Source organism: Kitasatospora sp. NPDC051702 (assembly GCF_040681575.1).
GTDB lineage: Bacteria > Actinomycetota > Actinomycetes > Streptomycetales > Streptomycetaceae > Kitasatospora.
Genome location: NZ_JBFAZB010000001.1, coordinates 88,366 through 109,676 on the forward strand (window position 1 = coordinate 88,366; position 21,311 = coordinate 109,676).

A 21,311-nucleotide genomic window follows, 5' to 3' on the forward strand; every position below is an offset into this window, starting at 1 on the left:
CCGACCGGTCGGGACCAACGTCCCGGGGCTCGCAGGAAGTTGCAGCCCGGTGGTGCAGGCAGTGCCACCGGAAGCGGGCGCTCGGCGGATCCGGACGCCGGTAGGTTTGTTCGTGTCCGGATGGACAAGCCCGCGGCTGCTCGGCGCAGTTGCGGGTCGAGGGGGGCGGGTCGCCGGGGCATCGAGGGGGGCCCCGGCGACCCGGCGTTTCGATCCCGCCCTCCGGGGTGGAAGCCGGGGCGGTGGGTCATAGGTCTGATCTATGGGGCGACAGGGCGGACCCCCCTACCCGGGCAGCGCCGTGCCGCGAAGGGTGAGGCGGAGAGAACCGCCGATCCGGTCGAAAACACGATGGCCGAGGCCTGAGGCTCAAGCAGGAAGGACCAGCAGTGACGTGGAAATGCGCACTCCGCGCGGCGGCTGCCGCGCTCGCGACCGGAGTGCTGACGGTCGGCGGAACCGCGCCGACGGAGGCTGCCGCGGCGGACGGTGGTGCCGGGGGGACGGTCATCACGGCGGCCGAGGTCGTGGGACTCGGTGACTACATCCGGTTGGGCGAAGCGAAGGACGACGGGAGGATCGGGGGCCTGGTCAAGGTGACGACCGCCGACGGCGGCACGTTGTTCGTCTACTGCCTCGACGCTCGGGCCGAACTGAACCCGGGTTCGGTCTACCGTGAGGGCGGTCGGTCCGACGTACCGACACTCCGGGCCAACCCCGATGCGGGGAAGGTCAACTGGATCCTGCAGCACGGGTACCCGGCGGTGTCCGAGGGCGAGCTGGGCGAGCTGGTGGGCGGCGAGATCTCCCCGCAGCGCGCGGCCGGGGCGACCCAGGCCGCGATCTGGCGCATCACCAACCACGTCACGGGCGTCCCGTGGGATCCGGTCGGAGCCAGGCTCGCCGACTACCTGGCAACGCATGCCGTCGACGCCCCTGAGCCGGCCGCTCCGCTCTCCCTCACCCCCGGCGCGGTGTCCGGGAGTGCCGGGTCGGTGCTCGGTCCGATCGGGATCACCTCCGCGGGGGATCCGGTGGACGTCTCGCTGGACCCGGCGGCGGTCGCGGCGGGCGTGGTGCTGACCGATCGGGCGGGGAAGGCCGTGTCCGACGGGGGAGGCCGGCTGAGTCCACCCGCCATGAGCGGGGACTCGGTCTTCGTGAAGGCTCCGGCGGGCGCCGAAGCCGGTAGCGCGACCATCAGGGCGACTGCGTCGGTCCCGGCGCCGGTGGGCCGGGCGCTGGTGAGCCCGGACAGTCAGGACCTGCTTCTGGCGAGTGGTGCCGACAAGGTCGTCACCGGCACCACCTTGGCGGTGAGTTGGACCTCGGCCACCTCCCCGCCGTCGCCCACCGCCACCCCGAGCGATTCGGCGAGCCCGAGTGCGGGCCCGACCGCGGGTCCGCCGCCGAGTACGGGTCCGACGCCGAGTACGGGCCCGGGCGTGACGCCGACTACGGGCCCGGGCGTGGCGCCGAGTACGGGCCCGAGCCCGACGCCGAGTACGGGCCCGGGCGTGACGCCGGGTGTGAGCCCGAGCCCGACGCCGACTACGGGCCCGAGCGTGACGCCGGGTGTGAGCCCGGGCACGGCTCCGGGCGCGGGGCCCTCCGGGACCCCGGGGGGCGTGCTCCCCTCCACCGGCGCCAGCGGCGGCATCGTGGTGGCCGCCGGTGCCGGCATCGGGCTGCTGCTGGCGGGCGGTCTCGTGGTCGTGGTCCACGAGCGTCGCCGACGCCGCCGCAACGGTGTCTGAGTGCGTTCGCCACGGAGCGGGACGTCGCCCGGTTCGACTTCCCACTCCGTGGCGAACGCCCGACCGGACCCGGACTCCCCTACTCTGGCGGCATGCTGTCCGTGGTGGTGGCCCCCTGGGCGGGGGCGGAGCCGGTGTTCGTGCGTGCGCCGGACGAACTGCACGACGCCGCCAGCACGATGAAGGTGGCGGTGCTGGCGGCGCTCGCCCGGAGTGGGGTGGACCTCGACGCCGAGGTGTCGGTGGTGAACCGCTTCCGGTCCGTCGTCGGCGGGGAGTTCGGCAACGATCCGGACTGGGACAGCGATCCGCTGCCCTGGGAGCTGCTGGGCACCCACGTGCCGCTGCGGCTGCTCGCCGAACGGATGATCACGCACTCCTCCAACCTGGCCACCAACCTGTGCCTGGCGCGGGTCGACCGGGCGGCGGTCGCACAGGTGTGGCGCCGGGCCGGCGCGAGCCGCAGTGCGAGCCCGCGCGGCATCGAGGACTACGCGGCGCGCGACGCCGGGGTGCACAACCTGGTCAGCGCCCGTGACCTCGTGCGGCTCCTCCACTCGCTCGCCGGCGAGCCGGCGCTGCTGGAGCTGCTGGAGCGCAACTCCTTCCGGGTGGACTTGGCGGCGGGGCTGCCGCCCGGGACCCGGATCGCGTTCAAGAACGGGTGGATCCCGGGTGCCCGGCACTGCGTGGGCCTGGTGCACCCGCCGGACTGCCCGCCGTACCTGATCGCGGTCTGCTACTCCGGCCCGCTCGCCGACGGCAGCGACCGCGCCGATCCGGCGGCCCGGCTGCTGGCCCGGGTCTCGGCGGCGGTGTGGGCGCGCCGGCACGGGATCGGCGGCGCGCCGCCCGCGGGGCCGGTGGCACGAGGCCGGTGACGCGCCGCCGGCCCGGGCGGGCCGGCGGCGTGCGGGTGTGCGGCGGCCGCCGTCAGTACGGCTTGACGAGCACGTGGGCGGCGCCCGGGATGCCGATCTTCAGGAGCTCGTCCTCCTCCGCGGTGGTCGGCGTGCCGGTCTCCTGCTTGAGGACGGCGCGGGACAGCGACTGGACCCAGAGGGCGCGCGGGCGGCGGCGCTCCTCCCAGGCGGCGAGGGCGGCCGGGACGTCGTCGGCCGCGTCGAGGCTCTCGGCGAGGACGAGGGCGTCCTCGACGGCCATCGCGGCGCCCTGGGCGAGGTGCGGGGTGGAGGCGTGGGCGGCGTCGCCGGCCAGGGCGATGCGGCCGACGTGCCAGGGCTCCTCGACGGTGACCTGGGAGATCCGGGTGTAGACCACGGCGGCCGGGTCGGTGACCTGGGCGAGGGCCTCGGCGACGGGGCCGCCGAAGCCGTCCAGCCGCTCGTGGAGCTGCTCGTGGGCGCGCTCCCGGTCGGGGCGGAAGTCCTCGGCCTCGGCGAACACCGAGCCCAGGTACATCAGTTCCGTGCTGATCGGGGTGAGCAGCGCCTTGGCGCTGAGGTTCCCGGCGGACATCACCACGCCCTGCACCTCGGGCGAACGTGGCAGGGTGACGCGCCAGTTGGCGAAGCCGGTGTACTCGGGGGCGTAGGCGTCGCCGTACAGGTGCCTGCGCAGCGGGGAGCCGATGCCGTCGAAGCCGACGACGAGGTCGTAGCGGTCGTGGTGGCCGTCGGTGAGGGTGGCGTCGACCCCGTTGCCGTCGTCGGTGAGCTCCGCGATCGTCGTCCCGAAGCGGACGGTGGCGCCCGCCGCGGCGGCGGCGGTGGCGAGCACCCGGGCGAGCGCGGGGCGGGGGATGCCGTTGTTGGCGGGGGCGCCGTCCATCCGCGGCTGCGGGATCCTGGCGAGGGTGGCGCCGGCCGGGTCGCAGATGGTCAGCACCTCCCACTCGAAACCGGCGGCGAGGCAGTCGTCGAGGACGCCGATCGCGCGCATCACGTGCAGCGCGTTGGAGGGCTGGATGATGCCGACGCCGAGCGCCTCCGGGCGGTCGCGCAGTTCGGCGACGTCGACCCGGTGGCCGCGCCGGGCGAGGGCGGTGGCGAGCGTGAGTCCGCCGATGCCGCCGCCGTGGACGAGGACGCGCAGGGGTGGGGTCATGAGGTGGCTCCAGGGGGTGGCGGGTCAGCCGACGGGGGCGGCGGCGAGGTCCATCAGGTGGTCGACCAGGGCGAGCAGCAGGTCACGGCCGAAGGCGCGTTCCCGGACGTCGCCGAGCAGCATCGGGACCTGCGGGTCGAGGTCGAGGGCGGCCCGGATCTCGTCCGGGGTCCGGGTGTTGTGGCTGTGGAAGCAGTTGATGGCGACGACGAAGGGGATGCCGCGGCTCTCGAAGAAGTCGATGGAGGCGAAGCTGGTGTCGAGCCGCCTGGTGTCGGCGATGACGATGCCGCCGAGGGCGCCGTTGACCAGGTCGTTCCACATGAACCAGAACCGCTCCTGCCCGGGGGTGCCGAACAGGTAGACGACGAGGTCGGGGTTGACGGTGATCCGGCCGAAGTCCAGGGCGACGGTGGTGGTGTCCTTCTGGTCGACGCCGGACAGGTCGTCGACGCCGACGCTGGCCCGGGTCAGGTACTCCTCGGTGCGCAGCGGGGTGACCTCGCTGACCGAGCCGACCAGGGTGGTCTTGCCGACGCCGAATCCGCCGGCGATGAGGATCTTGACGGCGGCCGGCGCGTCGACGGCACTGCTGGAGTGGGGTGTCGCCATGGTTCAGAGTCTCCGGAGTCCTTCGCGAACGGCCGTGAGCAGGCCGAGGTCCACGCCCCCGGCGGCGCGGGCCACCGAGAGCGGCGCCCGGGCCCGCAGCAGGCCCTGGGCGACCAGGTCGCCCAGCAGGATCTTGGTGACCGAGACCGGGAGGTCCAGGCCGGCCGCCACCTCGGCGACCGCCGCCGGGCGCCGGCAGCGGTCGAGGATCGTCCGGTGCTCGGGCTGGAGGCCGCGGGCACCGGCGCGGCTGCCCCGCGCCAGGGCCCGGGCGGCCTCCTCCTCGACGGTGGTGAGCACGGTGATCAGGGTGAGGTCGTCGCGTTCGGGGGCGGTGCGGCCGCGGGTGATGGTGTAGGGGCGCACCATGACGCCCGACTCGTCCTCCGCGTCCTCGCCGGGCAGCTCGCTCCAGTGCGGTGCCCGGCCGTGCGCCGGCTCGCCGGCCCCGTGCGGTCCCACCGGCGTCAGCCCCGGTTCCGGGCCGCGAAGGCGTCGAAGGCGGCCGGGGCGCCGGGGCCGGCCGGGGCACCGGGGGCGGCGTCCTGACGCACCGGGGTGCTGAGCTTCTTGCCGACCTGCTGCACCAGGGTGTGCATGGCCACGGACATCACCTCGGCGTCCACCTCCTGCGAGGCGACGACGGCCAGGTGGGTGCCCTGGGCGGCGGCGATGATGAACAGCCAGCACTCGGCGAGCTCCACGATCACCTGGTGGACGGGCCCGCCGTCGAAGAGCTGGCCGACGCCGCGGGCGAGGCTCTGCTGCCCGGTGGCGACGGCGGCCAGGCGCTCGGCGTCGGCCCGTTCGATGCTGCGGGAGTGGCTGACGACGAGGCCGTCGTCGGAGAGCAGGACGGCGTTCCTGGTCCCGGGCACCGAGTCGACGAGTCCGTCCAGCAGCCAGTCCAGGTCCTGGTGGGTGGCGATCGTGCGGTTCATGACTGGTCATCCGTTCGTGTCGTTCGGGGGTCCGCGGCCGGCAGGGCCCAGGGGGAGGGGCCGGGCGCGGGCGTCGGGGGGCCGGCGAGGTCGGTGGGGGGAGCCGGCGGGGTCGCGGCCCGGGGCAGCGGGTGCTCGCCGCCGTCCTGGGCGCGGGCGGCGCGGGACTGGCGCTGGAAGGCGCCGATCGTCGCACCGGAGCGCCGGACGGGGCGCTGGAACGGGCCCCCGGCGGGGCCGCCGGCCGCTCCGGTGTCCGGTCCGGAGGCCTCGGGGCGGGGCCCGCCGGCCGGGTCGACCCACTCCTGCCGGGGCGGCGGCGGGACGCGCAGCTCGGCGGCCAGACTGGCCTGCCGCACCCGCTGCGGCAGCGGGGCCTGCCCGCCCTCGGCTGGCGAGAGCGGCACCGCGGAGGGGTACTCGCGGCGCCGGCGCTCGGCCAGCCGGTAGTGGTCGGCCGGGCGGTACTGCTCGTCGGCGTAGGGAGCCTCGGCGGCGGTGACCCGGGCGTAGGCGATGTCCGGGTAGGCGGGGGCGTCGTGCGAGGGGGCCCGCCCGGTGGGGGCCTCGGCGGCGGGGGAGCCGTGCTGGACGGGCCGTTCCGCCGGCTGCCCGGACGGCCCGAACAGCGGTGCGTCCGCGGCCTCGTCCGGCTGCCCGGCGGACGCGACGGGGAACGGCAGCGGCTCGGCGGCGGGGAGGTCCTCGGGCCGCAGGTACTCGACGTGCCCGAGCGGGTCGGCCGGGGCGTGGTGCGAGACCCCGGAGACCCGGGCGGCCGACGGGTCCTCCTCGAGGTCCGCGGTGTCGTGGGCGGGCCCGGCGGGGGCGTCCGGGACGGCCGCGGCCTCCGGCGGGTGCCCGGGCCGGTCGCCGAACCGCGCCCGGGTCCGCTCGCCGTACTGGGCCCGGCCGAACGCCTGGGCGTGCTCGCCGTCCGCGGCCCGGCCGAGCGGCTGGGCTTGTGACTGAGCCTGGGCCTGCGCCTGTGACTGGGCCTGCGCCTCGCCGAACGGCTGTGCCTGGCCGAACGGCCGCGGCTGCGGGCCGTCCTGGGCCAGACCGAAGGGGTCCACCTGCCCGAAGGCGTCCACCGGCCCGGGGGCGTCGGTGCCCCCGAAGGCGTCGACGGGGGCGACCGGCGGTCCGGTCGGGGCCGGCTCCGGCGCCTCGTCGGAGGCCGTCAGCAGGGCCTTGCGCGAGCGCCGCACCAGCGGGATCGGCTCCACCGGGGAGCCCTCGTCCGGCAGGCCCGCGTCGCCGTCGATGACGAGCTCGTCCGGGACGAGCACGACCACCCGGGTGCCGCCGAAGGCCGACGGCCGGAACTCGATCCGCAGCCCGGTGTTGGCGGCGAGCCGGGCGACGACGTGGAAACCGAGCCGGATGTCGTCCGCCCGGGCCAGCACGTCGGTGCGCGGCGGGCGGCTCATCAGCTCGTTGGCCGCGTCGTACTGCTCCGGGTCCATGCCGAGCCCGCGGTCCTCGATCTCGACGGCGAGCCCGCGCCCGACCATCGCGGCCCTGACCTCCACGGGGGTGGGGGGCTTGGAGAACGTGGTGGCGTTCTCCATCAGCTCGGCGAGGACGTGCGCGACCGGGCCGACGGCCCGCTCGGACAGCCACGGGTGCCCCTCGACGTCGAGCAGGATCCGGCGATAGTCCTGCACCTCGCCCTGGGCGGCGCGCAGCACGTCCAGCAGCGGGACGGGCTTGCGCCAGCGCCGCTGCGGCTGGCCGCCGGCCATGATGACGAGGTTCTCCTCGTAGCGGCGCAGCCGGGCGGTGAGGTGGTCGAGGTCGAACAGGCCCTCCAGGACCTCCGGGTCCTCGTGCCGGCGCTCCAGCTCGTCGAGCTTGCGCAGCTGGCGGCCGATCAGCAGCTGGGTGCGGCGGGCGATGCGCTGCAGCAGCCGTTCGAAGCCGCGGTGCTGCTCGGCCTGCCGGACGGCGGCCTCGACGGCGGCGGACCGGGCCAGGTTGAGCGCCTGGCCGAGCCGGGCCAGCTCGTCGGTGCCGTTGCCGTGCGGGCCGGCGGTGATGCTGCGGCTCTCGGCCTCGGCGTCGACCGGCTCGCCGCGGCCGAGGCGCTCCACCACCTCGGGCAGGGTGCGCTCCATCTCCTCGGCCTGCGTGTGCAGTTCCTTGATGCGGCGGCGCAGCGAGCGGCTGAGGCGCCAGGAGGCGGTGATCACCGCGACGACGGTGATCAGGCCGACCACCGTGGTCAGCACGACCCGGGTGAGCAGGGAGAGGATGGTGCCCTTGCCGACGTCGACGATTCCGCTGGTGCGGGTCTCGATGGCCTTGATCAGTTGCGGGTTGAGCTGGTCCACGGCCTGGCGCCACTGGTCCTGCGCGGCGGGGAGCCTGACGGTGCCGTTGGTCTCGGCGCCGGCGGGCCGGGTGAGCGACTGTTCGACGGCCGTCTTGGCCTGCCAGGCGGGGCTGTTCATCAGGTCGCGCCAGGCGGGCGCCTCGGCGTCCGGGACGTACGGGACGACCTGGACGGTGAAGAGGTGTTCCTGCGCGCCGATGGCCTGCTCGACCTGCTGGTAGTCGGCGGTCGCGAGCCGGCCGGTGGGCCAGCCGCGGGCCAGCAGGGCGTCCTCGCGGGCGAGCATCTCCTTGGCCCAGAAGGCGTTGACCAGGGTCTTGGAGATCCAGGTGACCTCGCCGGTGTCGACGTGGCTGAGCGCGGTGAACAGCCGCAGGTCGACGGCGATCAGGTCGGTGTAGTACGCGAACAGGGACTGCTGGTCGATCGAGCCCCGGTCGACGGCGGCGCGCTGCTCGGCGAGTCGGCCGAGGGCCTGGCGGGCCTCGGCGACGGCGGTGCGGACCTCTTCGGGGGCGTTGTCGGCGGTCTCGCCGGAGAGGGTCTGGAACTGGCGGACCGCGTCGTCGGTCTGCTGGCGCTGGCGGCGCAGCTGGTCGGCGTTGGCGCCGGGCCGGGCGAGCGCCTCGGCGCTGAGCCGGCGCTCCTCCTGGAGGTTGTAGTAGACGATGTTGGACGGCTGGCCGGCCTTCTGCGCGAGCAGTCCCTGGCCGGCCTGGCGCTGGAAGTCGAAGACCGTCTGGCCGCTGGTGACCGCCCACAGGACGGCGAGGGCGACGCTGGGGACGACTGCGAGGACGAGCAACGCCGTCCGCAGTGACAGGCGTGGACGCCTGCGGGGGGCCTTCGGCGTCGGGGGCCGCCGATTCGCACGCGCGCGCAGAGCAGACTCCTTGGGGCTGGCGGCCGGCCGGGTCGGGGCCGGGCCGTCGGGCACGGGCTTTTGACGAGGCGATACTAGTCATACCGTGTGATTGGAGTGAAAGTGTGTTCGCCGTCCGGACGGTCCACGCACACGCTCCCGACACAATGTCACCTGGTCGTTGACCGTGCGCACTCGAAGCATCCCAGTTCGCGGCCTGTTGACAGAGTGTCAGTGCTGGTCACCGCCCTGCGGGTGGACTCCGTGTGAAAACTCTGTGTCGTCACTTTCCGTGCCCACCCCGCCATCACCCGCGGGGCCGCCCCGGAGGGGGGCCGCCCGCGCGGCTGCGGCACGATGGCGGCCATGACCGGCGAACCCCTGCACATCCCGACCGACGGCCTCCGCCGAGTCCTCGACCTGGCCCTGCGGCACGTGGAGGCCTCGACCGGCGACCGGGTGGCGCTCGACGAGGACTACTTCTGGTCCGTCCCCGGCGGCGAGCTCCACGAGGTGTACGCCGGGCCCCCGGCCCTGACGATCGGACAGCTCTCGGAGTCGTGGCAGCACCTGGAGGCCCTGCTCGCCGACCCGGACCGCGCCGTGGGCCACCACCTGGTCTGGCTCGCCGACGTCCTGCGCGCGATCGGCCGCGCCACCCCCTGACGGCCCGTGGGCTCCCCAGCGCCCCCGCGGGATCCGCACGTCCGGGCGCTCGCGGCGGAGGGGTGATCACCCCTCTCCACTCTCAACGTATAGCGCACGGGGGGTCTTGCGGCAAGGCCCCGGTGGTGCCGCAGAATCGCCGGGTCAAGATCGCTGCCTGGGGGAACGGGAGATTCACGGATGCGCGTGGTGCTGGCGACGTACGGGTCGCGGGGGGACGTCCAGCCGTTGGCCGGACTGGCGGTGCGGCTGCGGGAGCTCGGTGCGCAGGTGCGGGTGTGCGCGCCGCCGGACGAGGAGTTCGCGGCGCAACTGGACGCCGTCGGCGTGGAGATGGTGCCGACCGGCCTCTCGGTGCGCTCGCTGGTGACGGGGCCGCCGCCCGCGTCCTCGGAACTGCCCCGGCGCGCGGCCGACCTGGTCGCGCAGTTCTACGACGCGGTCTCCGCCGGGGCGGGGCCTGGGGACGCGGTGGTGGCGACCGGCCTGTTCCCCGCAGCGGCCGGGGCACGGTCGGCGGCCGAGAAGCTGGGCCTGCGCTACGCCTACCTGGCGCTCCAGCCGACCGTCCTGCCCTCCCCGCACCACCCGCCGTTCCAGTACCCCGGCCGGCCGTACCCGCCGGAGGTGACCGACAACGCGGAGCTGTGGGCGCTGAACGTCGGGACGATGAACGCGCTGTTCGGCGAGGCCGTCAACGGCCACCGGGTGTCGGTGGGCCTGCCGCCGGTGGACAACGTCCGTGACCACGTCCTCACCGCGCGGCCCTGGCTGGCGACGGACCCGGTGCTGGACCCGTGGCGGCAGGCGCCGGGCCTCGACGTCGTGCAGACCGGCGCGTGGATCCTGCCGGACGAACGCCCGCTCCCGGCCGACCTGGTGGCCTTCCTCGACGCCGGCGAGCCCCCGGTGTACGTGGGCTTCGGCAGCATGCCGATGCGCGGCGCGCAGGACGTCGCCGAGGTGGCCGTGGCGGCGGTGCGCGCGCAGGGCCGCCGCGTGGTGATCGCCCGTGGCTGGGCCGAACTGGGCCACGGCGACGGGCGGGACGACTGCTTCGTGGTCGGCGAGGTCAACCAGCAGGCCCTGTTCGGGCGGGTGGCGGCCGCGGTGCACCACGGCGGCGCGGGCACGACGACGACGGCCACCCGGGCGGGTGCGCCCCAGGTGGTGGTGCCGCAGATCGTGGACCAGCCCTACTGGGCGGGCCGGGTGGCCGCGTTGGGCGTCGGCGTGGCCCACGACGGGGCGACGCCGACGGTGGAGTCCCTGTCCGCCGCGCTCGGGGAGGCGCTGACCCCGGAGGTGCGGGCCCGGGCCGCCGCCGTGGCCGGCACCGTCCGCACCGACGGAACGGCGGTCGCCGCGGACCTCCTGGTCCGGCCCGGGGCCTGAGCGCCGCGGCGGAGTGGGAAGTCGGCGCGGGGTGGGCACCGCGGCGCGGGGCGGGGCTACTCGGTGAGCAGCTTCAGGCCGGAGTCCGGGATCCCGGTGCCGTCCTTGGCGAAGAACTGCCAGGACTGCACCTTCCGGCCCGGCTGCTCGGGCACCACCACGTGGCGGTACGGGGTGTCGCCGACCGGGACCAGCTGCGGTTCGAGGACGGTGCCGTCCGTCCAGGTCACCACGATCCGGCCGACGTTCGGGCCGGCGGTGACGCTGGCCAGCCGGATCGGGAGCGGGCCGGGGGTGCCGTCCTTGCTCCGGGGGCCGATGACGCCGCCCCCGATGTAGTCGCCGTCCCGCGGGTCGAAGTGGGCCGCGTCGGGGAAGCTGCCCTGGGAGTCGTACTTCTGGCGCACCCCGTCCAGCGTGGCGTACGTGTTGACCACGTCCTCCGTGGTCGACCAGTAGTGCTGGACGAAGTCGGTGGTCGGCTTCTCGACGGTCGGGTCGACGGCGTTGCGCTCCTGCCAGACGGCCAGGGCCTGCTCGTACGCCCGCTCCTTCGGGGCGGCCGGCCAGACCGCCTGCCACAGCTTCCACTCCTTGCCGTCGACGGTGCCCTGGCCGATGACCACCCGGACGGGGGTGAACGGGTCCTTCGCGGCGGGCGCGGTCGTCGGGGCCCGATCGGTGGCCGGGGCGGCCCCGGTGCCGGTGGCGGGGCCGGAGTTCGCCGCGACGAGCGGCTGCGGCGCCCCGCCGGGGCCCGGGTGCAGCGTGGCCGTCACGCCGCCGGCCAGCGCCACGGTGGCGGCCAGGGCGAGCGCGCCGACCATGGTGCGCCGGCGGCGCCGGATCCGCCGGCCGCCGGCCATGATGTCCGGCAGCGGGACGGAGCCGATCCTGGCGCCCGTCGCCGCGTCGGCCAGTCCGCGGCCGACCCACGCGTCGGTGCCGTCCGCCGCCGTGCCCGCGCCGAACGCCGCGTTGTCCCCGCCCGTGCTCATACCGCACCTCCGATGCGTGCCATGCCCTTGAGTTCCTTCAGTGCCGCGACCTCGCGCAGCTTGGCTATCCCCTTCGCCGCGTGGCTGCGCACGGCTCCCACCGAGCAGCCCATCGCGACGGCGGCCTGGCTGTCGCTCAGGTCCTCCCAGTGCCGCAGCACCACGGCCTCGCGCTGGCGGGCCGGCAGGGTGGCGAGCGCGGCCAGCAGTTCCCCGCGCTGTTCGGACCGCGCGAAGCCGTCCTCGACGCCGGGCGCGTCCGGCAGGACGTCGACGAGCAGTTCGGGCGGTCGGCGCCGCCAGCGGCGGGCGTGCTGGTTCACCAGGATCCGCCGCACGTAGGCGTACGGGTCCCCGGCCCGGCGGACCTTCGCCCAGGACGCGCAGGCCTTCTCCGCCGCGGACTGCACCAGGTCCTCCGCCGCGTACTGCTCGCCGGCCAGCAGGTAGGCCGTGCGGATCAGGCGTGGCCAGGCCCCGACGATGAAGGCCTGGAACTCCTCGTCCCGGTCGGTCTTCGTTTCTCCCATGAGCACCTCCTCACCCCCCTAGAGCCCGGGGGCGGGGGAAACCGCTTACTCCGGCGCCGGGGCGGGCCGGCGCGGCGTCGGCGGCGGTCCGGGGCCGAACCGGTGTCGGGGCCGGGGCAAGGCGGGGCGGGGCCCTTTCCCGTCCGCCCACCGGACGCGGGAGGAGCGTATCCGGGAACGCGAACGGCCTTCGACGCACGGTGGACACATTCCCGTCACACGGGCGGTCGGCGTCACCTCCGGAGGTGCGGGACGGGCGCCCGAATTGCCCGGGGGGTGGGGCTTCGTGGCGAATTCCCGGGCATGGCCACCTTCTCGTTCTCGACGGTCGCGAGTAAAACTTCGCAAAGAATGCACTCGGCCCGGACCGCCTCCGACCTGCCTCTTCAACAAAATGTTGCAGCTCAGAGGCGGGGTGATCACGCTTCGCCATACGGCTGTAACCGGTCGTGTGCAAGCATGTCGGCAATCCGCAGGAGTACGGTTCCGGAGGAATCGCCGGGCGGGGCTCGTGGGTAAGTCGAGCGGCTCGGAGGGATATTCGCCATGCCGTGGACTTTCGTAGCGGGAATAGATGCGACGTATGGGTCAGGAAAAGGGTGGGTCGGGGGATCCGGAGGTCGCCCGCCCCCGGTCGGTCGGATTGGTCGTCGAGGTACTGCGCGGCGTCGCCCAGGTCGATTTCATGCCGTCCGCCGTGTGCGGACTGTTCTTCGTGGCGGCGCTGTTCGCGGCCGGCTGGCGGTACGGCCTCTACGGCCTGCTGGGCAGTGCGGTCGCCACCGGCGCCGCGTACGGCCTCGGGCTGGCGCGGAGCACCGTGGCGGCCGGTCTGCAGGGGTACAACGGGTGCCTGGTGGCCCTGGCGTGCGCGGTGTTCCTCGGACCCGACCACCCGGCGACCGTGCTGGTGGCGGTGGTCGGGGCCGCCGTCGCGGTCGTCGTCACCGCGGGCCTCGGCGCGCTGCTCTCGGGCCGCGGCCTGCCCGCGCTGACCGCGCCGTTCTGCCTGGTCGCCGGTGCGATCACGGTCGCGGCGCCCGGCTTCCGGCGGCTCTGGCACGGCGCCGCCGGCCCGGCGGCGCTGCCCGGCCCGGCGACCGGCACGACCGAACTGGGCTGGGAGGAGTTGTGGCAGGGGTTCTTCGCGAACATCGGTCAGGTCTTCTTCATGCCGCAGTGGTACGTCGGCCTGCTGTTCCTGGCCGGCATCGTCGCGGCCGACCGGCTCGCGGGCCTGCTGGCCTGCGCGGGCAGCGCGACGGGCCTGCTCACCGCCTGGGCGCTCGGCGCGCCCGCGGCGGCCGTGGGCCAGGGGCTGTACGGCTACAGCGGGGTGCTGACCGCGATGGCGCTGTGCGGGGTGTTCGTGGCCCGGAGCCGTTGGAGCGCGGCCTACGCCGTGCTCGGCGCGGCCGGCGCCACCGTCCTGACCCCGGCGCTCGCCGCGGCTTCCGCGCCCCTCGGTGGCCACGCCTTCACCTGGCCGTTCGTCCTGACGACCATGCTGTTCCTGGCGGCCGTCCCGGCCGTCCCCCGCCTGCGCAGGGCCTGACCGGCGACCGGCGGGGTCCGACCGCTCGTTCGCCGGGGATCGTCAACGCACCGCCAGCAACGCACCGTCAGCCACACATCTCAGCCACACCGTCGTTCAGCCGAAGACCTTCGGCCACGCGCCCGTTCGCCGAAGGCCCGTTCGCCATGGGCCCGTCCGTTCGGGCCGCATCCGGGAAGCGGAAAGGAAGAGTGGTTCCCCGTGAATCTCGCCCCGCGGGAGATGGACAAGCTCTACATCTACGTCGTGGCCGACCTGGCCCGGAAGCGCCGTGAGCGCGGCGTGAAACTGAACTACAGCGAGGCCTGCGCGCTGATCAGCGAGGCGATCATGGAGGGCGCCCGGGACGGCCGCACCGTCGCCGAGTGCATGGAGATCGGCAAGCAGGTCGTCGGCGGCGCGGACGTCATGCCCGGCGTCCGCGAGATGCTGCCGCTGCTCCAGGTGGAGGCGGCGTTCCTGGACGGCACGAAGCTGGTGTCCTGCCACGACCCGGTGGGTGCCTGAGCCATGACCCGACGCCACGCCGCGCCGGCCGCCACCGTGGTGCTGGTCGGCGGGCACGAGAGCGACGGCGGTCGGGACCTGGCCGCCCTGGTGGAGCGCGAGCCCACCGTGCACGCCGCCGCCGCCGTGGGCCGCCCGCTCGCCGAGGCCGTCCGCTCGGCGCTGGCCGCCGCCGACGGCCCGGTCTGCGTCGTCCCGATGACCCTCGGGCGTGACCCGGGGCTGGTCGCCGACGCCGCCCGGGCCCTGCGCTGGCTCGCCGACGGCGAGGTCCGGGGCCGGCTGGCCCTCACCGAACCGTTCGGCGGCCGGGACCACCTGGTCGGCTGGCTGCGGGCCGCGGCCGGTGCGCACGGCGCCGACGGACCGGGCCCCGGGGGCGCCCTGCTGGTCACCGCTCCGGCGGCCGGGCCGTTCGAGGACGCCGACCTGTTCCGGACCGCCCGGCTGGTCCGCCAGTACGGGCGCCACCGCTGGGTGGAGGTGGCCTTCGCGGGCGGCGACCCGGACCCGGCCGAGGGCGCGGAACGCTGCCGCCTGCTCGGCGCCCGCACCGTCACGGCCGTCCCGGCCTCCTTCGGGCCGGCCCTGCGCGCCGGACTGCCCGGGGTGCGGGACGGCGGGCCGCTGCTGGGGCCGGCCGCGATCGCGGGCGTGGTCGCGGCCCGCACGGCGGCGGCGCTGCACCTGCTGGGCCACGGCGAGGACGGCATCCTGGCCGGCCTCGACGCCGAGCACGGGCACGGCTACGCGCACAGCCACGGGCCGGGCGGCACGCACACCCACGGTCACGGCCCCGGAGGGACCCACGGCCGCACCCACACCCACGGCCACCGGCTCCAAGCACCCGTCCCCGTTCCCGCCGCCGTTCCCGTCCCCTCCGGCGGCCGCCTCCCGGCCCCGCTCCCGCACGGGCACCGCCACGCCCACACCCAGCCCCCACAGCACTGAACCGACAGAGAGGAAGGGCCCGCCATGTCCGGTGGAGCCGCGTACCTGTACGGCGAGGACCCGGTGGAGATCAACGCCGGGCGCGCCAAGGTCACCATCACGGTCAGCAACACGGGCGACCGCGCGATCCAGGTCGGTTCGCACTACCACTTCTTCGAGGCCAACCGGGCCCTCGACTTCGACCGCAACGCCGCCTTCGGCAAGCACCTGGACATCCCGGCCGGCACCGCCGTGCGCTTCGAGCCCGGCGACAGCAAGGACGTCACGCTCGCCGAGTTCGGCGGCCACGGCCGGCTGGTCGGCTTCAGCAATCTCGTCAACGGCGGCATCACCTCCCCCGACACCCGCGCCCGGGCGATCGACCAGGCCCTGGCACGCGGCTTCAAGGGCACCAACCTCGACCTCAAGGAGACCAGCCGCTGATGGCCGTCCTGTCCCGCAAGCAGTACACCGACCTCTTCGGGCCGACCGTCGGCGACCGCTTCCACCTCGCCGACACCAACCTGGTCGTCGAGATCGAGAAGGACTTCAACGAGGGCCACTACGGCGACGAGGCCGTCTACGGCGGCGGCAAGGGCATCCGCGACGGCATGGCCCAGGACCCGGCCGCGACCTCCGTCCAGGGCGCCCTGGACCTGGTGATCACCAACGTCGTGGTGCTGGACGCGGTGCTCGGCGTCGTCAAGGGCGACATCGGCGTCAAGGACGGCTTCATCGCCGCCGTCGGCAAGGCCGGCAACCCGCACACCCAGAGCGGGGTGCACCCCAAACTGGTGATCGGCCCCGGCACCGAGGTGATCTCCGGCGAGCACCTGATCGCCACCGCCGGAGGCATCGACACCCACATCCACTTCATCGCCCCGCAGCAGGTGCAGGAGGCGCTGAGCAACGGCATCACCACGCTGATCGGCGGCGGCACCGGCCCGTCCGACGGCACCAACGGCACCACCTGCACGCCCGGCCCGTGGAACATCGGGCGGATGTACCAGGCGGTCGAGGACCTGCCGGTCAACGTGGGCCTGCTCGGCAAGGGCAACGGCTCGCTGCCGGGCGCGCTGCGCGAGCAGGTCGAGGCGGGCGTCTGCGGCCTCAAGGTGCACGAGGACTGGGGGAGCACCCCGGCCGCGATCGACAGCGCGCTCGGCGTCGCCGACGAGTACGACGTCCAGGTGGCGATCCACACCGACACCCTGAACGAGTCCGGCTTCTTCGAGGACACCCTCTCGGCGATCGACGGACGCACCATCCACACCTTCCACACCGAGGGCGCGGGCGGCGGCCACGCCCCCGACATCATGCGGATCGCCGGCGAGCCCAACGTCCTGCCGTCCTCCACCAACCCGACGCTCCCCTACACCGTCAACTCGGTGGACGAGCTGCTGGACATGGTGATGGTCTGCCACCACCTCAGCCACGACATCCCCGAGGACGTCTCCTTCGCCGACTCCCGGGTGCGCGCCGAGACGATCGCCGCCGAGACCGTCCTGCACGACGAGGGCGTCATCTCGATCTTCTCCTCCGACTCGCAGGCGATGGGCCGGATCGGGGAGTCCTTCACCCGGGCCTTCCAGACCGCCCACCACTGCAAGGACCAGCGCGGAAAGCTCGCCGGCGACACCGCGCGCAACGACAACTTCCGGGTGCTGCGCTACCTCGCCAAGCTCACCATCAACCCGGCCGTCGCCTCCGGCACCGCCGACCACATCGGCTCGCTGGAGCCCGGCAAGCTCGCCGACATCGTGCTGTGGCCGATCAACTCCTTCGGCGCCAAGCCCAAGACGGTGATCAAGGGCGGCGTCATCAACTGGGCCCTGATGGGGGACCCGAACGCCTCGCTGCCCACCCCGCAGCCGGTCTACTACCGGCCGATGTACGGCGCGCTCGGCCGGGCGCGGCAGGCCACCCGGGTCTCCTTCATGTCCCAGGCGGCCGTCGACCTGGGCGTCCCGGACCGGCTCGGCCTGGAGAGCCGGGTCCTGCCGGTGCGGCGCTGCCGCTCGGTCGGCAAGCAGCACATGGTCCGCAACGACGCGCTGCCGAAGATCGCGGTCGACCCGGAGACCTACAAGGTCACCCTGGACGGCGAGCCCGCCACCATCGAGCCGGCCCGCGAACTCCCGCTCAACCACCTGTTCTACCTCACGTGAGCGGCGACCGGCCCCCGGCCGCCGGGGGCCTCGGGTCGCTGCTGGTCAGCCTCCAGCTGACCGACTCCGCCTTCCCCAGCGGCTTCTACACCCTCTCGCACGGCCTGGAGGGCTACGCCCAGGCCAGGGCCGTCACCCCGGACACCCTGCCCGAGCTGCTCGCCGACCTGCTGCGGCACGGCGTCGGCCCGTCCGACGCCACCGCGCTCGCCCTGGCGCACCGCGCGGCCCGGGCCGGGGACTGGGAGCACCTGGCCGAGGTGGACCAGCGGCTGCACGCCACCCGGCTCAACCGCGAGCTGCGGCTGGCCGCCACCCGGACGGGCCGCCAACTCCTCGACATCGCGCGGGAGTCGGTGGGCGGCGAGGCGCTGGAGCGGTACGCCGTGCTGGTCGCCGACAAGCGGGCCCCCGGCTCGCAGGCGGTGGCCGCCGGGGTCGTCTACGCGGCGGCCGACGTGCCGGTCGACCAGGCCGTCGCCAGTGACCTGTTCGCCTTCTGCGCCAGCTTCGTCGGCGCGGCCCTGCGGCTGCGGCTGACCGACCACCGCCGGGCGCAGGTGGTGCTGCGGGCGACGGCGCCGGTGATCGAGGAGACCGTCGCGGCCGCGCTCACCCGGGAACTCGCGGACCTCGGGGGGTGCGTGCCGGTCGCGGACGCGATGTCCGGCCGGCACGAACGGGCCGAGGCCAGGCTGTTCGCCAGCTAGGGCCCCACCCGGGCCCACCCGGGCCCGTCCGGGGCCGTCCGGGGGCCGCGGTGCGCGGCGCCGCGCCCCCGGACCGGTCCGACCACATGACCCTGCAGCAGAGGAGGAAGGCATGACCGACAACGTGCTCCGGGTGGGCGTCGGCGGGCCCGTCGGGTCCGGCAAGACGGCGCTGATCGAGGCGCTGGTGCCGGTGCTGATCGAGCGCGGCCACCGCCCGGCCGTCATCACCAACGACATCTACACCCAGGAGGACGCGGAGCACGTGCGCCGGACCCTGGCCGGCGTGCTCGACCCCGAGCGGGTCGTCGGCGTCGAGACCGGGGCCTGTCCGCACACCGCCGTGCGGGACGACCCGACGATGAACCTCGCGGCCGGCGCCGAGATCCTGGAGCGCTTCCCGGACGTCGACACCCTGCTGTACGAGTCCGGCGGCGACAACCTGACCCTGACCTTCAGTCCGGTCCTGGTCGACCTCTTCCTGTTCGTGCTGGACACCGCCGAGGGCGAGAAGATGCCCCGCAAGCGCGGCCCGGGCATCACCGAGTCCGACCTGCTGGTCATCAACAAGATCGACATCGCCCGGTACGTCCGGGCGGACCTCGGCGTCATGGAGGCCGACGCCCACCGGGTCCGCGAGGGCGGACCGGTCGTGCTCACCAACTGCCTGACCGGGCACGGGCTGGAGGAGATCGCGACCTTCCTGGAGACCTTCCGCAAGGTCCCGGCATGACCGTGACCACCGGCGGGGGAGTCCCGGCCCCCGCCGGCGGCCGGTCCGCCCCGCCCGCGCCGCGGCCGCCGGCCCGCCCGGCGGGGCAGGAGCCGCCGGCCGGGCCGGAGCCGCCGGCCGGACGAGGCCGCCCGGTCCGCCCGGTCCGCCCGGCGCGGCGGGACCGGCTGGATCCCGCGCACTACGAGCCGGCCCGCGTCCCGGAGGCCGTCCGCCGGCACGCCGGCACCCCCGACACGCTGGCGGTCGGACGCCCCGGCAAGGTCGGCCTGCTGGAGCTGGCCTTCGAACGGATCGGCGCCCGCACCGAACTCACCGGCCACTACCAGAAGTCGCCGCTGCAGATCATGCGCCCGCTCTACTACGACCCGGCCCGCCCGGACCTCGCCATCACGCTCCTGATGTCCACCGGCGGCGGGATCCTCCAGGCCGACCGGCTCCGCACCGACCTGCGGTGCGGCGCCGACACCGCCACCCACCTCACCACCCAGGCGGCGACCAAGGTCTACCGGATGGAGTTCGACTACGCGACGCAGCTGGTGAACCTGGAGGCCGGCCCGCGCGCCTACGTCGAGTACCTGCCCGAGCCGGTCATCCCCTTCGTCGACTCCCGGCTCTACCAGCGGACCGTGCTCACCGTCGACCCGACCGCCACCGTGCTGGCCGGCGAGACCGTCCTCGCCGGGCGCCTGGCCCGGGGCGAGCGCAACGCCTACCGGGTGTTCGCCTCCGACCTCGAGGTGCGGCGCCCGGACGGCCGGCCGGTCGCCGTCGACACCGTCCGGCTGGAGCCCGCGGCGGCCGGGGTGACCGGCCCGGCGGTGCTGGGCGGGCACGACGTGATGTCGACGCTGTACGCGGTCAGCCCGCTCGCGCCGGCGGCGCTGGTCGCCGACACCCTGCACGGGGCGCTGGCGGACTGCGGTCTGCTGTACGGGGTGAGCGTGCTGCCGCACGACGCCGGGGCCTGGGTGCGCCTGCTCGGCTCGGACACCCGGGCGTGCGCGGCGGCGCTGCGCGCGGCCTGGGACGCCGTGCGGCGGCTGCTGATCGGGGCTCCGGCGCCGGCGCTGCGCAAGACCTGACCGGACGGGCCCGGGGGCCCGCCGCCGTCAGGCGGGCTCCAGGCCGTTCGCCAGCCGGGCGATCTGGCGGTGGCTGAGGTCCACGACGCGGCGCATGTGGTGCAGCAGGAAGGCCAGTTCGGCCTCGCTGTCGTCGGCGTAGACGGCCGCCCAGTCGGTGCCCAGGGTGCGCCACACCCGGCCGAAGTGCTCCAGGGCGTCGGGGAGGACGGCGACCAGGACGCGGCGGCGGTCGGCCTCGTCGCGGCGGCGGGCGACCAGGCCGGCCTTCTCCAGGCGGTCGACGAGCCGGGTGGCGGAGCCGCTGGTGAGGCCGGTGAGCTCGGCGATCCGGCCGGTGGTGACCGGGCCGTCCTCCAGGGTGAGCAGGCTGAGGCACTGGACGTCGGTCGGGTGCATGCCGAGGTGGTCGGCGACGGCCTGGTTGAACAGCACGTACGAGGCCAGGTAGCGGCGGGAGGCCGGCCAGAGCTCGGCCATCAGGTCGTCGCGGGTCGTCATGCGGCCAGGGTATCCGGCAGCGCCGAAATAAGTTGTGCGACGCAGAGACTTCCTTCTACATTGTCTGCATGACACAGGTAAATACTGCGCAGCCGCCCCGGCTCCCCGTCGCCGTCACCGGCGCCACCGGCGCCCAGGGCGGTGCCACCGCCCGGGCCCTCCTGCGGGCCGGCCGGCCGGTCCGCGCCCTCACCCGCGACGTCACCTCGCCCGCCGCGCTCCGGCTCGCCGCCCTCGGGGCCGAACCCGTGCGAGCCGACTTCGACGACCCGGACTCGCTCGCCGCCGCCCTCGACGGCGCGGGGGCGCTGTTCGCGATGTCCACCCCCTTCGGCACCGACGTCGACACCGAGGTCCGCCAGGGCGTCGGCCTGCTCGACGCGGCCGCCGCCGCCGGCGTCCGGCACCTCGTCCTGACCTCGGCGAGCAACGCCGACCGCGCCACCGGCATCCCGCACTTCGAGAGCAAGCACCTGATCGAGCGCCACCTCGCCGGTCTCGGCCTGCCGTGGACCGTCCTCGGCCCGGCCGTGTTCCTGGACAACTACGCCAACGGCTGGACGCTCCCGTCCCTGCGCGACGGCTGGTTCCCGCTGCCCATGCCGCCCGGCGCCGCGCTCCCGGTGATCGCCTCCGACACCATCGGTGCCTTCGCCGCCCACGTCCTCGCCCACCCGGACGCGTACGCCGGCCGGCGGGTGGACATCGCCTCGCAGTGGTGCACCGGCGAGCGGATCGCCGCCGCGATCAGCGCGGCGAGCGGGCGGACGGTGCGGTACCGGGAGGTCCCGCTGTCCGTCGTCGAGGGCTACTCCGGCGACCTGGCGGCGATGTTCCGCTACTTCCGGGAGACCGGCCTCGACATCGACACCGAGGCGCTGCACCGCGAGCACCCCGGCATCCACTGGCAGGGCGTCGAGGAGTGGGCCGCCGCCCGCACCTGGGAGCTGTGAGCC

Annotated in this window: 21 protein-coding genes; 13 read left to right on the forward strand and 8 right to left on the reverse strand. The window is 74.9% G+C overall.

Annotation, left to right across the window (positions count from 1 at the left end; genetic code table 11):
• The first annotated feature begins 551 nt into the window (after positions 1-551).
• The gene (locus tag AB0N04_RS00380) at positions 552-1,757 is read left to right on the forward strand and encodes a Cys-Gln thioester bond-forming surface protein (RefSeq protein WP_360205019.1); all 1,206 of its coding nucleotides are present in this window, start codon (positions 552-554) and stop codon (positions 1,755-1,757) included.
• Between the two features lie 92 nt (positions 1,758-1,849).
• Positions 1,850-2,638, forward strand: coding sequence for a serine hydrolase (locus tag AB0N04_RS00385; protein WP_360205022.1), 789 nt, complete (start codon positions 1,850-1,852; stop codon positions 2,636-2,638).
• A 52-nt stretch (positions 2,639-2,690) separates the two neighbouring features.
• Here AB0N04_RS00385 and AB0N04_RS00390 read toward each other — a convergent pair whose 3' ends face one another.
• From AB0N04_RS00390 to AB0N04_RS00410, 5 genes are all read right to left on the reverse strand, one after another.
• Entirely contained in the window at positions 2,691-3,824 is a 1,134-nt protein-coding gene (locus AB0N04_RS00390; RefSeq protein WP_360205024.1) for an FAD-dependent monooxygenase, read from the reverse strand.
• 24 nt (positions 3,825-3,848) lie between these two features.
• Positions 3,849-4,436, reverse strand: a complete 588-nt coding sequence (locus AB0N04_RS00395) for an ATP/GTP-binding protein (protein WP_360205026.1) — start codon at positions 4,434-4,436, stop codon at positions 3,849-3,851.
• A gap of 3 nt (positions 4,437-4,439) precedes the next feature.
• The gene (locus tag AB0N04_RS00400) at positions 4,440-4,805 is read right to left on the reverse strand and encodes a DUF742 domain-containing protein (RefSeq protein WP_360205450.1); all 366 of its coding nucleotides are present in this window, start codon (positions 4,803-4,805) and stop codon (positions 4,440-4,442) included.
• Between the two features lie 98 nt (positions 4,806-4,903).
• A complete protein-coding gene (locus AB0N04_RS00405) occupies positions 4,904-5,377 on the reverse strand; it encodes a roadblock/LC7 domain-containing protein (RefSeq protein WP_360205029.1) in 474 nt (157 codons plus the stop codon).
• A complete protein-coding gene (locus AB0N04_RS00410; RefSeq protein WP_363362847.1) occupies positions 5,374-8,520 on the reverse strand; it encodes a nitrate- and nitrite sensing domain-containing protein in 3,147 nt (1,048 codons plus the stop codon). Before AB0N04_RS00410 ends, AB0N04_RS00405 begins: the two co-directional genes overlap by 4 nt.
• Before the next feature lie 423 nt (positions 8,521-8,943).
• Here AB0N04_RS00410 and AB0N04_RS00415 point away from each other — a divergent pair, with 423 nt between their 5' ends.
• Together AB0N04_RS00415 and AB0N04_RS00420 are read left to right on the forward strand one after the other, a co-directional pair.
• A complete protein-coding gene (locus AB0N04_RS00415) occupies positions 8,944-9,243 on the forward strand; it encodes a hypothetical protein (protein ID WP_360205033.1) in 300 nt (99 codons plus the stop codon).
• 180 nt (positions 9,244-9,423) lie between these two features.
• Positions 9,424-10,638, forward strand: coding sequence for a glycosyltransferase (locus tag AB0N04_RS00420; protein WP_360205035.1), 1,215 nt, complete (start codon positions 9,424-9,426; stop codon positions 10,636-10,638).
• Positions 10,639-10,694: 56 nt separating this feature from the next.
• On the opposite strand, the gene AB0N04_RS00425 is transcribed toward AB0N04_RS00420, so the two are convergent.
• The gene (locus tag AB0N04_RS00425; RefSeq protein ID WP_360205038.1) at positions 10,695-11,636 is read right to left on the reverse strand and encodes a hypothetical protein; all 942 of its coding nucleotides are present in this window, start codon (positions 11,634-11,636) and stop codon (positions 10,695-10,697) included.
• Positions 11,633-12,166, reverse strand: a complete 534-nt coding sequence (locus AB0N04_RS00430; protein WP_360205041.1) for a SigE family RNA polymerase sigma factor — start codon at positions 12,164-12,166, stop codon at positions 11,633-11,635. The genes AB0N04_RS00425 and AB0N04_RS00430 overlap by 4 nt, the downstream gene beginning before the upstream one ends.
• A 583-nt stretch (positions 12,167-12,749) precedes the next feature.
• Here AB0N04_RS00430 and AB0N04_RS00435 point away from each other — a divergent pair.
• From AB0N04_RS00435 to AB0N04_RS00470, 8 genes are all read left to right on the forward strand, one after another.
• Positions 12,750-13,721 carry an urea transporter gene (locus AB0N04_RS00435; protein WP_360205044.1) on the forward strand — a complete coding sequence of 324 codons (972 nt, stop codon included), beginning with the start codon at positions 12,750-12,752 and terminating at the stop codon, positions 13,719-13,721.
• 201 nt (positions 13,722-13,922) lie between these two features.
• The gene (locus AB0N04_RS00440; protein WP_360205047.1) at positions 13,923-14,228 is read left to right on the forward strand and encodes an urease subunit gamma; all 306 of its coding nucleotides are present in this window, start codon (positions 13,923-13,925) and stop codon (positions 14,226-14,228) included.
• Positions 14,229-14,231: 3 nt separating this feature from the next.
• The gene (locus tag AB0N04_RS00445; protein ID WP_360205049.1) at positions 14,232-15,179 is read left to right on the forward strand and encodes a cobalamin biosynthesis protein CbiX; all 948 of its coding nucleotides are present in this window, start codon (positions 14,232-14,234) and stop codon (positions 15,177-15,179) included.
• A 24-nt stretch (positions 15,180-15,203) separates the two neighbouring features.
• Entirely contained in the window at positions 15,204-15,602 is a 399-nt protein-coding gene (locus AB0N04_RS00450) for an urease subunit beta (protein WP_360205052.1), read from the forward strand.
• The gene (gene ureC / locus AB0N04_RS00455) at positions 15,602-17,326 is read left to right on the forward strand and encodes an urease subunit alpha (protein ID WP_360205054.1); all 1,725 of its coding nucleotides are present in this window, start codon (positions 15,602-15,604) and stop codon (positions 17,324-17,326) included. The genes AB0N04_RS00450 and ureC overlap by 1 nt, the downstream gene beginning before the upstream one ends.
• A complete protein-coding gene (locus AB0N04_RS00460) occupies positions 17,323-18,036 on the forward strand; it encodes an urease accessory UreF family protein (protein WP_360205056.1) in 714 nt (237 codons plus the stop codon). Before ureC ends, AB0N04_RS00460 begins: the two co-directional genes overlap by 4 nt.
• Before the next feature lie 112 nt (positions 18,037-18,148).
• A complete protein-coding gene (gene ureG, locus AB0N04_RS00465; RefSeq protein WP_360205059.1) occupies positions 18,149-18,769 on the forward strand; it encodes an urease accessory protein UreG in 621 nt (206 codons plus the stop codon).
• The gene (locus tag AB0N04_RS00470) at positions 18,766-19,854 is read left to right on the forward strand and encodes an urease accessory protein UreD (RefSeq protein WP_360205062.1); all 1,089 of its coding nucleotides are present in this window, start codon (positions 18,766-18,768) and stop codon (positions 19,852-19,854) included. Before ureG ends, AB0N04_RS00470 begins: the two co-directional genes overlap by 4 nt.
• Before the next feature lie 27 nt (positions 19,855-19,881).
• On the opposite strand, the gene AB0N04_RS00475 is transcribed toward AB0N04_RS00470, so the two are convergent.
• The gene (locus AB0N04_RS00475) at positions 19,882-20,355 is read right to left on the reverse strand and encodes a MarR family winged helix-turn-helix transcriptional regulator (protein WP_360205064.1); all 474 of its coding nucleotides are present in this window, start codon (positions 20,353-20,355) and stop codon (positions 19,882-19,884) included.
• A 68-nt stretch (positions 20,356-20,423) separates the two neighbouring features.
• Between AB0N04_RS00475 and AB0N04_RS00480 the strand changes: the two genes are divergently transcribed.
• Positions 20,424-21,308: an NmrA family NAD(P)-binding protein gene (locus AB0N04_RS00480; protein WP_360205067.1), complete on the forward strand. Its 885-nt coding sequence runs from the start codon at positions 20,424-20,426 to the stop codon at positions 21,306-21,308.
• The last annotated feature ends 3 nt before the right edge of the window (positions 21,309-21,311 follow it).